The 14,142-nt window shown below is 66.9% G+C and carries 14 protein-coding genes; 6 read left to right on the forward strand and 8 right to left on the reverse strand.

All coding sequences use genetic code 11. From position 1 onward, the window contains the following. The first annotated feature begins 96 nt into the window (after positions 1-96). The gene (locus QMB55_RS03220; RefSeq protein WP_497587221.1) at positions 97-240 is read left to right on the forward strand and encodes a hypothetical protein; all 144 of its coding nucleotides are present in this window, start codon (positions 97-99) and stop codon (positions 238-240) included. Positions 241-291: 51 nt separating this feature from the next. Here QMB55_RS03220 and rpoS read toward each other — a convergent pair whose 3' ends face one another. From rpoS to QMB55_RS03255, 7 genes are all read right to left on the reverse strand, one after another. Beyond that, positions 292-1,308: an RNA polymerase sigma factor RpoS gene (rpoS, locus tag QMB55_RS03225; RefSeq protein ID WP_497587222.1), complete on the reverse strand. Its 1,017-nt coding sequence runs from the start codon at positions 1,306-1,308 to the stop codon at positions 292-294. Between the two features lie 2 nt (positions 1,309-1,310). Further along, positions 1,311-2,237 (reverse strand): peptidoglycan DD-metalloendopeptidase family protein, encoded by a 927-nt coding sequence (locus QMB55_RS03230; protein ID WP_497587223.1) that lies wholly within the window; start codon positions 2,235-2,237, stop codon positions 1,311-1,313. Next, the gene (locus QMB55_RS03235; protein ID WP_497587224.1) at positions 2,234-2,890 is read right to left on the reverse strand and encodes a protein-L-isoaspartate(D-aspartate) O-methyltransferase; all 657 of its coding nucleotides are present in this window, start codon (positions 2,888-2,890) and stop codon (positions 2,234-2,236) included. The genes QMB55_RS03230 and QMB55_RS03235 overlap by 4 nt, the downstream gene beginning before the upstream one ends. Next, positions 2,887-3,630: a 5'/3'-nucleotidase SurE gene (gene surE, locus QMB55_RS03240; RefSeq protein ID WP_497587225.1), complete on the reverse strand. Its 744-nt coding sequence runs from the start codon at positions 3,628-3,630 to the stop codon at positions 2,887-2,889. Before surE ends, QMB55_RS03235 begins: the two co-directional genes overlap by 4 nt. Before the next feature lie 203 nt (positions 3,631-3,833). Continuing rightward, the gene (gene dcuC, locus QMB55_RS03245; RefSeq protein ID WP_497587226.1) at positions 3,834-5,096 is read right to left on the reverse strand and encodes a C4-dicarboxylate transporter DcuC; all 1,263 of its coding nucleotides are present in this window, start codon (positions 5,094-5,096) and stop codon (positions 3,834-3,836) included. A gap of 321 nt (positions 5,097-5,417) precedes the next feature. Next, the gene (locus QMB55_RS03250; protein ID WP_497587227.1) at positions 5,418-6,830 is read right to left on the reverse strand and encodes a sensor histidine kinase; all 1,413 of its coding nucleotides are present in this window, start codon (positions 6,828-6,830) and stop codon (positions 5,418-5,420) included. Beyond that, on the reverse strand, positions 6,814-7,503 hold the full coding sequence (locus QMB55_RS03255) for a response regulator (RefSeq protein ID WP_497587228.1): 690 nt from the start codon (positions 7,501-7,503) through the stop codon (positions 6,814-6,816). The genes QMB55_RS03250 and QMB55_RS03255 overlap by 17 nt, the downstream gene beginning before the upstream one ends. A 118-nt stretch (positions 7,504-7,621) precedes the next feature. Between QMB55_RS03255 and QMB55_RS03260 the strand changes: the two genes are divergently transcribed. From QMB55_RS03260 to bfr (QMB55_RS03280), 5 genes are all read left to right on the forward strand, one after another. Then, on the forward strand, positions 7,622-8,797 hold the full coding sequence (locus QMB55_RS03260) for an ABC transporter substrate-binding protein (protein ID WP_497587229.1): 1,176 nt from the start codon (positions 7,622-7,624) through the stop codon (positions 8,795-8,797). A 92-nt stretch (positions 8,798-8,889) separates the two neighbouring features. Further along, entirely contained in the window at positions 8,890-9,111 is a 222-nt protein-coding gene (locus QMB55_RS03265; RefSeq protein ID WP_497587230.1) for a hypothetical protein, read from the forward strand. Then, positions 9,108-10,460: a DUF2325 domain-containing protein gene (locus QMB55_RS03270; RefSeq protein ID WP_497587231.1), complete on the forward strand. Its 1,353-nt coding sequence runs from the start codon at positions 9,108-9,110 to the stop codon at positions 10,458-10,460. Before QMB55_RS03265 ends, QMB55_RS03270 begins: the two co-directional genes overlap by 4 nt. Positions 10,461-10,663: 203 nt before the next feature. Then, positions 10,664-11,149 carry a bacterioferritin gene (gene bfr, locus QMB55_RS03275; protein ID WP_497587232.1) on the forward strand — a complete coding sequence of 162 codons (486 nt, stop codon included), beginning with the start codon at positions 10,664-10,666 and terminating at the stop codon, positions 11,147-11,149. Between the two features lie 15 nt (positions 11,150-11,164). Next, entirely contained in the window at positions 11,165-11,647 is a 483-nt protein-coding gene (gene bfr / locus QMB55_RS03280; RefSeq protein WP_497587233.1) for a bacterioferritin, read from the forward strand. A 78-nt stretch (positions 11,648-11,725) separates the two neighbouring features. Here the strand turns inward: bfr (QMB55_RS03280) and QMB55_RS03285 are convergent, their stop codons facing one another. Beyond that, positions 11,726-13,915 (reverse strand): S46 family peptidase, encoded by a 2,190-nt coding sequence (locus tag QMB55_RS03285; RefSeq protein WP_497587234.1) that lies wholly within the window; start codon positions 13,913-13,915, stop codon positions 11,726-11,728. Positions 13,916-14,142: the final 227 nt, after the last annotated feature.

Genomic DNA, 14,142 nt, shown 5'->3' on the forward strand with positions numbered 1-14,142 from the left:
CCGCAGGCCAAGAAAGAGGGGTAGAGAGCGATCGTCTCCTGCTGTAGCCGGCTTTCGCCGGCGATCGTTCGCAACACCTTCTGGAAAGGGCTCATCATGCGCAAGACTTTGGTCATGCTTACCCTGATCGTCGTCGGGCTGATGGCGGGTTGCTCCGGCTCGATGCCCGGACGCGCCTCGTCCTTCACTTCCGACCCGAACTACCAGTACTACCACGGCAGTAGCAGCGGCGACTTCTGAGTCGTTATCGCACAGCGGAGCAAGGGGCATCCGCCCCTGCCCCGCCGCCACTCAAAGCAAGCTCTCGCGCGTCACGCCGCCGCGCTTGATCATCCGGCGCAGCTGGTCGAGGGCCTCGATCTGGATCTGGCGCACGCGTTCGCGCGTCAGGTTGAGTTCCTCGGCAACTTCCTCGAGCGTGCTCACTTCCGCGCCACCCAGGCCGTAACGGCGTTCGAGCACGCGCCGCTGTTTCTCGGGCAACTGCCTGACCCATTGGAAAACCAGCCCGCCGACTTCATGGGCGTGCAGCAGGTTCTCGGGATCGACGGCATTGTCATCGGGGATCGCATCGGCGATGGTGTGGTTGGGATCGATCTCCAGCGGCGCATCGAGCGAGGCGATATGCTCGTTGAGCGCGATCGCCCGCCGCACGTCGTCGACCGGACGCTCGATCAGATCGGCGATCTGTTCGAGCCGGATTTCCCGTCCGTTCGAGGATTCGAGATGGCGGAAGGCGCGCAGGATGAGGTTGATTTCCTTGACCACATGCACCGGCAAACGGATGGTGCGCGACTGGTTCATGATCGCGCGTTCGATGCTCTGCCGGATCCACCAGGTCGCGTAGGTCGAGAAGCGGAAACCGCGCTCGGGGTCGAACTTCTCGATCGCGTGGATCAAGCCGAGGTTGCCCTCTTCGACCAGATCGAGCAGTGGAATGCCGCGATTGAGGTAATGCTTGGCGATGTTCACCACGAGGCGCAGGTTGTGCTCGATCATCCGTTGCCGCGCCTCGAACTCGCCCGCGCGCGCGCGGCACGCCCAGGAATACTCCTCCTGCGCGGTGAACAACGGTTTGGCACCGATCTCGTTCAGGTAATGCTGGGTGACGTCATTGAGCAGATCGTACTCCGGCGCGCTGGCCGCAGTCTCTTCACCCTGTTCGCCGGCCTCGCTTGATTCGCCGGCCTCATCGATGTCGTCGTCGTTCGGCGCGGCGTCGTCGGCCAGAAAGGCCTCCTCGCCGGACTCGCCGACCGTCGTTTCGTCATCCCCGGACACCACGCCTGCCACGTTGCGCCCGTTCATGTTCAGCGCTGCGGCAGATATTTGAGCGGATCGACCGGCTTACCGTGCTGCTTGCGAATCTCGAAGTGCAGCTTGACGCGCTCGGCATCGGTACTGCCCATCTCGGCAATTTTCTGTCCCTTGCTCACGGTCTGTCCCTCCTCAACGAGTATGCGCTGGTTGTGCGCATAAGCGGAAAGATACGTGGCGTTGTGTTTGATGATGACGAGTTCGCCGTAACCGCGCAGCCCGCTCCCCCGGTGAATGACCTTGCCGTCGCCTGCGGCGAACACCGGGTCACCGGCCTTGCCGGCGATGTCGATGCCCTTGCTGCCGCCTTCGCTGAACGTGGCAATGACCTTACCTGCCGCCGGCCAGCTCCAAACGATGTCGTCACTCGCCGCGGTCTCGGGTCGAGCATCCTTCGTCGACTCAACCACACCCGCCGGCTCTGTAGCCTTGGCGACCCCGCTGTTCTGGGCCTGCGCCAACGCTTGGTCCGAATATACGACCTTTCCGACCTTCGGTTCACGCTTGAGTTCATCGCCGGCGGAAACTACGGAGGACGACTGTGGCATACCGTCGATCGGGCGGGCCGAAACGGTCTCGCTGCTCACCGGCGCGACGACGGCGACGCTTTCTGCAGGCGCAGCCTGGGCGGACGCCGGGCGCACCTTGAGCACGCGGCCAACGGCGATGCGGTTGGGATTGTCGATGTTGTTCAGCGCCACCAGTTCGCGCATGTCCATGCCATGCTCGCGGGCGATGCTGATCAGGGTGTCGCCGCTCTTGACGACATAGGTGTCACGCCCGGCGGTCGCGCTGGCCGTCGTCGGCTGGCCGCGCTCGACGACCGGGGCCGGCGTCTTGCTGGCACAAGCGCTCAGGAGGATCAGAAGGGCAAGGGCAAAGCCCGCCCCCAGACGGGAGGATGCTCGGTTCTTATTCATTCAACCCCTGAGAGTAAGGGAACGAAACGCACGCCGTCGAGGCGGGTTTCGACGAATCCTTCGGCACGGCGCTCGACAAGCAAAAGGTGCTGCTCGGCGGCGCCCAACGGCATCAGCATTCTGCCACCAAGCGCGAGTTGCTGCAAAAGCGCCTGCGGCACGTGAGCCGCCGCCGCAGCGAGAATGATGGTGTCGAACGGCGCGGCCTCGGGCAGGCCCCATTGACCGTCGGCATGCTTGAGCCGGACCTTGAACTGCTGGATCGTGCGCATGTTGGCCTTGGCCTTGGCCAGCAACGGCCCGATGCGTTCGACCGCGTAAACCTCGTCGGTCAGCTGCGCCAGGACGGCGGCCTGGTAGCCGCAACCGGCGCCGACCTCGAGCGTGCGCCCAAGCTCGCGCCCGCTGCGCAGCACTTCAATCATGCGCGCCACGATGTAAGGCTGCGAGATGGTCTGGGCAAAACCGAGCGGCAGCGCGGTGTCTTCGTAAGCGCGCGAGGCGAGCGCCTCCTCAACGAAGATGTGGCGCGGCACCGCGGCCAGCGCGGCGAGCACACGCTCGTCGCGGATGCCTTTCTCGCGCAAGCGTTCGATCATGCGCGCACGAGTGCGCGCGCTGGTCATCCCCTGGCCGGCGAGTACGCGGCTCATGCGCCGAACCAGTCGCGCATGAGGGGCAACTGCTGGGTGTGCGTGAGGTCGATCTGCAAGGGCGTGATCGACACCAGGCCTTGGCCGACGGCATGGAAATCAGTGCCCTCGCCGGCGTCCTGCGCTGCGCCGGCGGCGCCGACCCAATATACGGTCTCGTGGCGCGGCGTCGTCGTCCGCACCACCGGCTCGGCCTTGTGCCGCTTGCCGAGGCGCGTGACGACGCGGCCGCGCAGCTCGGCGTAAGGCACGTCGGGCACATTGACGTTGAGCAGCAAGGGCGCCTGCGGCCGCTCGCGCACGACCGTCTCGACGATCTCGCGCGCCACCCGTGCCGCCGTCTCGAAGTGGGCGCCGGCCTTGCTGCACAGCGACACTGCGATGCCCGGGATGCCGAGCAGGAAGCCTTCGGTCGCCGCCGCGACGGTGCCCGAGTAGATCGTGTCGTCGCCCATGTTGGCACCGAGGTTGATGCCGGAAACGACAAGGTCGGGCAGTTCGTCGAGCATCCCGGTCACCGCGAGGTGGACGCAGTCGGTCGGTGTTCCGTTCACGTAATGAAAACCGTTGGCCGCGCGCCGGAGCGAAAGCGGTCGGTCAAGGGTCAGCGAATTACTGGCCCCGCTACGGTCGCGCTCGGGCGCGACCACGGTGATGTCGGCGATCTCGGCCAAGGCTCGCGCCAGATGCTCGATGCCGGGGGCGAAATAGCCGTCGTCGTTGGAAAGCAGGATGCGCATGTCCGATCCGGAAGGTACGAACCGCCGCGCCTGCCGCGGCGGAGGGGGCGATTATAACCGCCGGGTCGCCCACCGGCACGGGCGCTTGCGCCATGGGCCGGCGCCGGGTACCGCGGTGTTGCAAAAAAAACCGCCCCGAAGGGCGGCGAGCGGCGGCACCGCCAAGGCGGCGCCACCAACCGACATCGTCACGGCGCGTCGGCTTATTTGTAGAGCAGCAGGAACATCACCGCCAGGCACGCGACGATCATCCCCGGCGCATTGCGCTTGGCCGATTCGAGCGGCGAACAGCCGGCCAGGCCGGCACAGATCACCATCCCGCCGGCGATCGGCGACATGCTGCGGCCGAGCGCGCCGGCGATCGCCGCGGTGCTGCCCATGTCCATCGCGGACAGTCCGAAGGTCGCGGCTTCCGGAGTCACGGCACGGTTGAAGGCCACCGACGCAGCGTCGCCCGAACCACTCAGCACGCCGAGGACAAAGGGACCGAAGGCCGAGCTGATCTTGGCCGCTTCCGGATGCGTGGTCATCAGTTCGGTCATCGCCGTGATCAGGCCGACCGATTTAAGGCCCGAGACGAACACCAAGGCGCAGATGATGATCCCGAACACGTGCCCCCAGGCATCGCCGGCGCCGTGCCAGAACTCCTTAGAGATTTTCTGCGGATTGGTGCGAGTGACGAGGAAGGCACAGATCACACCGATGATCATCGCGTGCGAGATGGCCAGTTGCTTGAACGCCGGCACGATGCCGAAGTTGCCGAGGATCAGCAGGACCAGCGGGATCAGCGGCACCAGTGCCATGATCGGGTTGATCTTGAAGTCCTCGGGGATCTTGCGCTCGTGCGGAATCACGTAGCCCGTGTTTTCCTTGCGCAAATAGGCCACGATCATCAGCGAGAAGGCGCCGATAATGCCCGAGGCAAGCATGGCGTAGAAATGATTCGAAGCGACGGCCATGTTGGTCGTCTTGGCGACCTCGGCGACCAGCGCCACCTGTGCGTAGCCAGGGTTGAAGATCGCGCCGTAGGTGCCGGCGTAGATCGCCGCCGCGGCCACGGCCGGATGCACCCCGGCCGAAAGCATGATCGGGATCAGGATCGAACCGACCGCCGCCGAACAGCCGGCGGAGCTGGTGATCGAGGTGTTGATGAAGAAGGTCGCCAGCGTCGCCCCCGGGATCAGCAGCGGCCCGGCTTTGCGCAAGGGTTTGGCCAGCGACTGGATGAGGTGCTGGTCGCACTGCGTGAGTTTCATCACGAACGCGAAGCCCATCACCGAAATGATCGCTTCGAACAGCTTGTTTTCCTGCATCGCGTGCGAAAACGCCTTGAACGGCGCCATCGGCTCGCCGGCGACGAGCGCCAGGAAGAAGCCGGCGCAGAACAGCACCAGCCGCGTTTCGTACTGCTTGACCATCAAATAGACGACGGCCAGAACCACCAGCCCCCCGATTGCCAATAACATTTTTTGCCCTCCGCACTGTCGTGATGTAGAACCGGTCTGCAAGGCGCCGCGCTTCATGAAACGCAGGCACAGCGAAGCGGACCGGATGGTCCAACAGCACAATTAGAGGAAAAAAAGCTTTCGAAGCGCTTTCATGCCGACGCACGCTCAAACGCGATGGCGAAAAGCACGCCGAAACCGGGCGCCGCGTCCGGCACCGTCGCACGAAGGCAGCCTTTCCAAGCTCGCGTTCGCGCCGGGCCGCGCGGTGTGTGGGGCACCGCACGTTTCCGGCGCACTCTTCGCCACACGCTTCCGTCGAATTTTCGTTGCAGCCGGGGTTCAGCCGTCGGCGGACAAGGCGAGGTCGACGCACAAGCCATGCCCGCCCGGGGCATCCGAGAGCTGTACCGCCCCGCCGTGGGCGAGGACGATCTCGCGCACGATGCACAGCCCGAGGCCGCTGCCCTCGCTGTCGCGGTTGCCGAGCACGCGGTAGAAGCGCTTGAACACCGCCTCACGCTCCTCGGGCGCGATTCCCGGGCCGTCGTCGCAGACCGTCAGCCGCAGTTGCCCCGCGTCCTTGCGCAAGGCCAGCGTCACGTGCCCGCCCGCCGGGGTATAGCGCAGGGCGTTGTCGATCAGGTTGGAGACCGCGGCGCGCAGCATCGTGGCGTTGCCGCTCAGCCTCGCCGCCCGACCGCCGTCGTCGAACGCCAGGTCGATCCCCTTGTGGACCGCCAGCAGGGCGAAATCACCCGCAACCTCGCGCACCAGCTCGGCGAAGTCGAGCGTCTGCCGGTCTTGCAGCAGATGCTCGGCCTGTTCGGCGCGGGCCAGGGTCAGCATCTGGTTGGCCAGGTGACGGGTGCCGCGGATGCTGGCCTGCATGCCGGCAAAGGTACGCCGCATTTCCTCCGGGTCGAGCTGGCGAACGCCGTAGTCGGCCTGCGTCCCGAGCACTGCGAGCGGGGTGCGGATCTGGTGTGCCGCGTCGGCGAGGAAGCGGCGGCGCGCTTGCAGCATATGCACGAGGCGGGCGAGGTGGTTGTTGATGGCGTCGATCAGCGGCCGCGCTTCGCTCGGCACGTCGCTGACCGGTACCGGTGTCAGGTCGTCGGGACGGCGCCGGCGCACCGCTTCGCTCAAATCGAGCAAGGGCCGCAGGGAACTCGAAAGCAGCACCATCAGCACCACCATCGCCGCAACGATGAGCAGGATCTGCCAGCGCAGGCTGTCGAAAAAGAGGCGCAGGGCCATCTGGGTGCGTGCTTCGGTGGTTTCGGCAAAGAGGATGGTGACCGTGTCTCCGGCGGCCAGCGCCGGGTCATAGAGTCGTTTTTTCATCACCGCGAGGCGCACCGCGTGGTCGCGGAAACGGGTGTCGAGCATGCGCGGTTCGCCCTTGCCGGGCGGTATCCAGGCCGGCAGGCGCATGTCCTCGTAGCCGGTCAGCGTCGTCCCGTCGGCGGCGAGGATGGCGTAGAAGATGCGTTCCTGCACGTCCTCGTCGACGAGGTCGAGCGCCGAATACGGGATGTCGGCGCTGACCCGCCCGTCGGTGGCGTGGATGCTCTCGGCGATGCCCTTGATCGCGGTGGTCAACGAACGGTCGTAGGCGTGGTTGGCCGCCTGGATCGCGCGGTTGTACGACCAGACCGCGCTGAGCAGCAGAATCGCCAGCAGCGAGGGCACCAGCCAGCCGGCGATGCGCAGGCGCAGGCTGACGCTCGGATCGTCAGGCGCCGGAGGCATTTCCGCCCCGCGCGGCCAGCATGTAGCCGAGGCCGCGCAAGGTGCTGATCGCCACCCCGGAGCCTTCGAGCTTCTTGCGCAGGCGATGCACGTAAAGCTCGACGGCTTCCGGCCGCACGTCGTCGTCGAGGCCGAAAACCATGGAGAACAGCGCCTCGCGCGCCACCGGCTTGCCCTGCCGTGCGATCAGCGCTTCGAGCACCGCCAGTTCGCGCAGGGTCAGCGCCAGCGGCTGACCGGCGACGCTCGCCAGCCGCGTCGACGTATCGAATTCGAGTTGTCCGATCTGCACCGTCGGCACGACGTTGCTGCTGCGACGCAGGAGCGCGCGGATGCGCGCCTCCAGTTCGGCAAGCTCGAACGGCTTGGGCAGGTAATCGTCGGCGCCGAGGTTGAGCCCCTTGATCCGGTCTTCAGGCGCGCCGCGCGCGGTGAGGATGATCACCGGCAGGCGCGCGGTCTTCTCGTTCCCGCGGATGCGACGCAGGATCTCCAGGCCGTCGAGGCCGGGCAAAGACAGGTCGAGTACCGCGAGGTCGTAGGACTGGGTCAGCAGCGCCGTCGCCGCGTGGTCGCCGCGTTCGATCACATCGACCGCGAATCCCGACTGGCGCAGCGATTTGGCGACCCAGACCGCCAGTTCGGCGTGATCTTCGACGAGCAGCAAGCGCATAAAACGACACGACTCCAATGAAGATGGGCTATCCGGCGCCCGGCAAACGCCCCTAGAATCGGCATCACACCCCAATTCCCCCGGCCGCGCCCCGCGCCGCAGCCCAACAGGACGACGCATGTTCAGTTTTCTGATCCGCCCTTTCGCACCTCGCGGACGCTTCCAACGCTTTGCACGCCTCGGACGCCGCCTGCAGCCCCGCTTTCGCGGTGCCGCGCTGGCCGCAGCGAGCCTGCTCCTGCTCGTTGCCGGCCTCGCCGTCGGGCCTTCCGGCGCCGCCGCGGCGGGCGGCACGATGGTACTGTACGCGGCGACCGACCGACAAGTCGTCGAGCCGTTGATCGACGACTTCGAAGCCAGCCATCCGGGCATCAAGGTCGAGTACCACGACCTCAATTCCGGCGAGCTCTACACCCGTTTCCTCAACGAGCTGGGCAGCGAACGCCAGGCCGACGTGCTCTGGAGCTCGGCCATGAACCTCCAGTTCAAGCTGGTCAACGACGGCCACGCGCTACCGCACAAATCGGCCGAGACGGCGGCCCTGCCTGCCTGGGCGGTGTGGAAGGGCGAAGCCTTCGGCGCCACCTTCGAGCCCATCGTCATCGCCTACAACCGGCAGCTGATCGCCGCCGCCGAGGTGCCCAAGACGCATGCCGAGCTGACCCGTTTTCTCGAGCAGCGCGAACACCGCCGCTACCGCCTGGCGACCTACGATCCGCGCGGTTCCGGGCTCGGCTACCTGCTCCACACCCAAGACCTCGAGGCCAACCCCGTCGCCTTCTGGAACCTGATCCGCGTCCTCGGCCGCACCGGCGTCATTCTCGAACCGGCGACCACCGACATGCTCGACCACATCGCCAGCGGCCGCGCCGCGCTCGGCTACAACGTGCTCGGCTCCTACGCGCTCAACCGCGCGGCGAGCAATCCCAACATCGGCATCGTCCTGCCGAGCGACTACACCCTGATCCTGAGCCGCATCGCCTTCATCAACAAGCAGGCGCCCAACCCCCAGGCCGCCCGTCTGTGGATGGACTATCTCCTGTCGCGACGCGGCCAGGCCGTACTCAACCAAACGGGGCTCTTCTCGGTACGCGACGACGTCTCGAGCAGCGACCACTCCGCCGCCGACGTGCGTCGGCAACTGGGCACCGCCTACCGTCCGATCGTCATCAGCACCGGCCTGCTGACCTACCTCGACAAAATGAAGCGCGAGCTCTTCCTGAGCCGCTGGGATGCCGCCATCGGCCCTCGCCCCGAAGCGCCGAACGGCACCGGAAGCCCCACAAAAAGATGAGAATAATTCCTATTGGCACAGATTTAAAAAACCGCTAGGATGAGAACAAATCTCATCAACAGCGACCACGCCGTCGCCGCAAGGGACGCCCCATGCCATCCACCGACCTCTGGGCCGGCGCGCTCAGCCAGTTGCTTCTGCACGACGAAACCGCTTGCCCCCACGCCGCCGGCCACGCGGCGCGACTGCTCGAACGGCTGAGCGAGAGCCCCGACCTCGACCCAGCGACGCGCGAGCTTTGCGAACGCGCCAGCGCCCGACTGGGCCAGCGCGCGCAAGCGCAAAGCGCAGGCACGTCGGGGACGCTCCGATGAAACCGCCGCGTTCGGCGCCCCTGGCGCCTCAAGGCCCCACCGCCGGGCCGCTGGCGCCACTCACGCCGACCTTGCCCGGCGTGTCATCGCTCACCGCGCTGCCCGGACTGGCCGGCCACGGACAGGCCAGCGTGCTGGCCCTGCGCCAGGCGTTCAGCGCCCCCGAGCCGCGCGAGGAAAAAGGCACCCGCACCCAGCGCCGCCGACTCTGGCAGTTGCCGCCCAAGTTCCACTGCCCGGTCGTCGGCGTCTGCTTCACGGTCGAAGAACTGCGCCCCTGGGTCGTCAAGATGCTGGGCTTGCCGACGGCAAGCAGCGATTACGAACTCCACGTTGGCGCGGTCGGCGCCTGCGCCAGCCGGACGCCATTCGCCGAGGCCTTGCAGCGCCGCCTGGAAAAACGTTACGCGACGCAGCTCCGCCGCTTTGCCCAGGCGCGGGGCCGCGCCGGCGTCCTCGCGCTGTGGCGCGACGCGGTGCTCAGCGGGCTGGAGATTCCTGGCGCGATGTGGGCCGCCTGGACCCATCCGGCCTGCGACGAGAGCCTCGAGCAGGACATCTTCCGCGACATCCACATGATCCAGCACCAGGTCGGCAACGCCACGCGCGCCGACCGGGCGGCGCTCGACGCCGCACGCGCGGAGAATGCCGCCCTGCGCAACGCCCTTGACGAAACCCGGCAGGCGCTCGACAGCCTGCGCCAGTCGCGCAGCGCCGAGCAACGCCTCAATGCGCAGACGGTCGCCGAGCTGCGCGCCCGCATCGTCGCCCGCGAGGCGCGTCTGGTCCGCCTCGAAGCCGAGCACCGCGCGGCGCGCCAGCAACGCCCCGACCCGCAGCGCGCGGCCCGGATGGGCGAGCGCCTGCGCATGGCCGACGGGCGCATCGCCGCGCTCGCCGAGCGAGTCGAGCAGCTCGAACGCGCGCTCATCCTCGCCCGGCGCGAATCATCCGCACCGCGCGCCGTGACGCTCACCCCGGAGTGCCCGGGCCGTTGCGCCACGGCCGACGCCGACGCGCCACCGGTGGCGCTGGACGGCAAGTGTGTGCTCTGCGTCGGCGGCCGCACCGGCCTCGTCGACAGCTACAAGGAAGTCGTCCTGCAGCGCGGCGGCCGCTTCCTGCACCACGACGGCGGCATCGAGGACAACCTGCAGCGCATCGACGCGGCGCTCGCCGCCGCCGACCTCGTCATCTGCCAGGCCGGCTGCATCAGCCACAACGCGTACTGGCGGGTCAAGGAGCAGTGCAAGCGCAGCGGCAAGAAATGCGTCTACATCAAGACGCCGGGCACCGCCTCCTTCGGCCGCGCGCTCGATACCGTCGACGTCGAGGCTGGACGCCAATAAGGACGCGCCCTGCGGCGCCGCTGCAGACCGCATCCAGACGCCCTTCCAGCCCCCCTCTCGCGGCCCCTCCCGCGGCCCCGGCTTTACCGCCGGCGGCGGAACTTGTCGCCCGGCTTGCCCTCGAAACCGGCAAGCACTACGTTGAACGGCAAGCCCCTCCGCGCCGGTCAAGCCGGCCCCACCCCTCGATCAAGGAGCACGCCATGAAAGGCGACAAAGCGATCCTCTCCACCCTCAACGCCCTGCTGGCGGGCGAACTCACCGCCGTCGACCAATACCTCATCCACGGCGAGATGTACGCCGACATGGGCTTGACCAAACTCGCCGAGAAGGCGATCCACGAATCGGAGCACGAACGCCAGCACGCGCGCGCCCTGATCCAGCGCATCCTGTTCCTCGAAGGCAAGCCCGACCTGAGCCAACGCCACGCGCTCAAGATCGGCAAGAACGTGACCGACATGCTCAAGTCCGACCTCGCGGTCGAATACCGCGTCGTCAGCGACCTCAAGAAAGCCATGGCCGCCTGCGAAAAAGCCCAGGACTACGTCACCCGCGACCAGTTGGCGATCCAGCTCGAAGACACCGAGATGGACCACGCCTACTTCCTCGAAAAGCAGCTGCGCCTGATCGAGCAGGTCGGCCTGCAGAACTACCTGCAAAGCCAGATCGGCGCCGGGTCGCCGGACTAAGCGCGGGAGCCCGACATGGAAGGCAACCAAAAAGTCATCGAGGCCCTGAACGCAGTGCTCAAGAACGAGCTCACGGCCATCAACCAGTATTTCCTGCATGCCCGGATGTTCGGCAAATGGGGCTTCGAACGCCTCGACGATTACCGCTACAAGCAGTCGATCCGGGCCATGAAGGAAGCCGACGCACTGATCGTGCGCATCCTCTTCCTCGACAGCCTGCCCAACCTGCAAGAGCTGGGCAAACCGCTGATCGGCAAGAACGTCGTCGACTGCCTGAAAAACGACCTCAAGAACGAGCGCGAACGCCAGCGCCCGCTCCTCGTCGCCAGCATCGCGCTCTGCGAGCAGGAGCAGGACTACGTCAGCCGCGAAATCCTCGAAGAGATGCTCGAACACTGTGAGGAGGCGATCGACTGGCTCGAAACCCAACAGAGCCTGATCGAAGACCTCACCCTGCCCAACTACCTGCAAAGCCAGATCGGCGAAACGGGTAACTGAGCGGCGACCGAGCAGCGGTAAAAAACACCAGGGCGCGGGGAGAATCCCCGCGCCGTTTTTATTCCATCGTCGCCGCGCTTACTTGCCGGCGGCGCCCAATTCCTGCAACAGCCCCTGGGCGCGTTCAACCTCCTTGAGCGTCCAGAGCAGGTAGCGGATATCGACGCTGATGTTGCGCGACAAGGCCGGGTTGAAGCCAAAATCGCCGGCCACGTTTTCCCACACGCGATCGTGGTTAACGCCCACCAGACGACCGCGCGCGTCGATCACCGGGCTGCCCGAATTGCCGCCGCTGGTGTCGAGGTCGGCGAGGAAATTCACCCGCACCTCGGGCGACTGCCGGGCCGCCGCCAGCACCGGCGCCGGCATGTTGAACGGCTCCTGGCCGGTGTACTTCTCGACCAGGCCGCGCGTGTGGGTGAAGGGCGTGTAGTACGCGCCGTCGCGCGGGGCATAGCCCTGGACGTGACCAAAGCTCACCCGCAGGGATCCGTTGGCGTCCGGCGCCACGGCCTTGCCGGCATGCGCCGCCACAGCCTGCCGCCAGAGCGGGCGATGCAGCGCGGCGCGGGCCTGCCAGTCGCGTTCGCGCTCGCGCAGAGCCCGCAGCTCCCGGTTCCAGGCGATGCCCAGATCGAGCAAGGGGTCCTGGCGCGCCGCGAGCGTCTCCGGCGTCTCGCCCAGCATGCGTTCGCGCGCCGCCGGATCGAAGAGCGGGCTCGCCGCGTACATCGCGTCGATGCGCGCGCCGACCTGTTCGGCCGACAGCCCCTTGAAGACGGCGTCGATCGCGGCGATGCGCTGCCCCTCGGGGAGCGCCAGCGCGCGCCGGACGATCACGCCAAGAATCTGGCGGTCGGCGGCGGCAAAATAGCTGCGCTGCTCGCGGTTCATGCGGTCCTTGAGCCGGGTCTGGTCGCCCGCACCGAAGCCCGAGGCCCGCTCGCCTTCCGGCTTGCCCTGCTCGACGGCGTTGTGCGCCAGCGTTGCCGCGTAGTACAAGCCCTTGGGCAGCGGCGGAATGCCGCCGGCCACGCTCTCATTGCCCAGCGTCATCAGGCCCAGCAAGTAATCGCGCTCCCAGCTCGCATTCTTTTCCGCCTGCAGCGCGCGCAGGCCTTCGCGTGCCGCCAGCGCCCCGGCGTACTTCGACGCTTTGCCGGCCGGCTGGGCAAGCTGCTTTTCGACCCACTCGGCCACGGCCTGATCGTCCCGCGTCTGCTTCTGGACCGTGCCGTTGCGGTCCAGCCCCGCGATCTGGCCCTGCGCGTTCTTGTAGCGGTTGGCCAGCCCCTTCTGGTTATCGGCCAGCGCGATCTTCGCCGCCGGGTCCTGCGCGCTCGCGCGCTCCATCACCCCGATCAGCTCGCCGAAGAGGTCTTCGCGGCGCACGAAAAAGCGCTCGCGCCGCTCCTGCATCTCCTCGGCGATCAGCGCGCGCCAGGTGATCCCGGGATAACCGAGCACCATGACGAAGTCTTTTTCCTTGAGCCCCTCGGTCGAAATCGGGAAGAAAAATTCGGGTTTATACGGCTTGGTCCCGCTGCCCGGACGCTCCGCCGGCGTGCCGTCGTCCTTGGCCCAGACCCGGGCGATGGCGAAATCGCCGGTGTGGCGCGGCCACGACCAGTTGTCGATCTCGCCGCCGTACTCGCCGATCGCCCGCGACGGGGCGTAGACGAGGCGCACATCGCGCAGCTCGGTGGTTTCGATCAGCGTGTAATTCACCCCGTCGTCAAAGGTCGACACCGTGCATTTGACGCCGGCCTGCTGCTGGCATGCCTTGACCAGCGCCTTCTGCGCCGCCTCGATCGCCTGCAGACGCTGCAGCGGCGTCACCCCGGCGGGCACCGCGGCGAGCACCTTCGCGGTCACGTCGGTGAAGCGCTTGGGAATCTCGACGCGCAGCGTGCTGCCCGGCAGCTCTTCAGCCGGCGTACGCGCCAGGAAGCCCTGGGTGATCAGGTCACGCTGCGTCGAGCTGTGTTCCTGCACCACGCCGAACAGGCAGTGGTGGTTGGTGATGACGAGCCCGGTTTCGGCGATGAAGGCGCCGGAACAGCCGCCTACTTTGACGGCGCCGGAGAGCAGCCCCGTCCCGCGCTGGGCATCCCAAAGCGCCGACGGCGGCAGCATGAGCCCCTGCTGTTTGAGCCACTTGGGGCTGATTTCGAGGACTTGGCCGGGCGTCCATTTCCCGTCGAGCGCCCAGGCGGGCGCGGCAGCGGCGAGAGTGAACAACAAGGCCGGGAGAACGTGTTTGCGCATGATCTTTCTCGAGTGGATGAGCAACGGACAGGCCCGGTCATCCCACACGAGAACATGCCGCGTCGCCCCCCCAGGACGACCGCCCGCGAAGCGACCGGCACAGAGGGCGGCGATGCGGCGGGCGGGAGGATCGTGGCCCACGCAAGCGCAGAGCAAAAAAGAGCGAACGGCGACAGGCTCACCCCTCTGTCCTCGGTACCTGAGAGATTGACGGCGCGACCACAGCC

The organism is Propionivibrio sp., assembly GCF_041441355.1.
GTDB lineage: Bacteria > Pseudomonadota > Gammaproteobacteria > Burkholderiales > Rhodocyclaceae > Propionivibrio.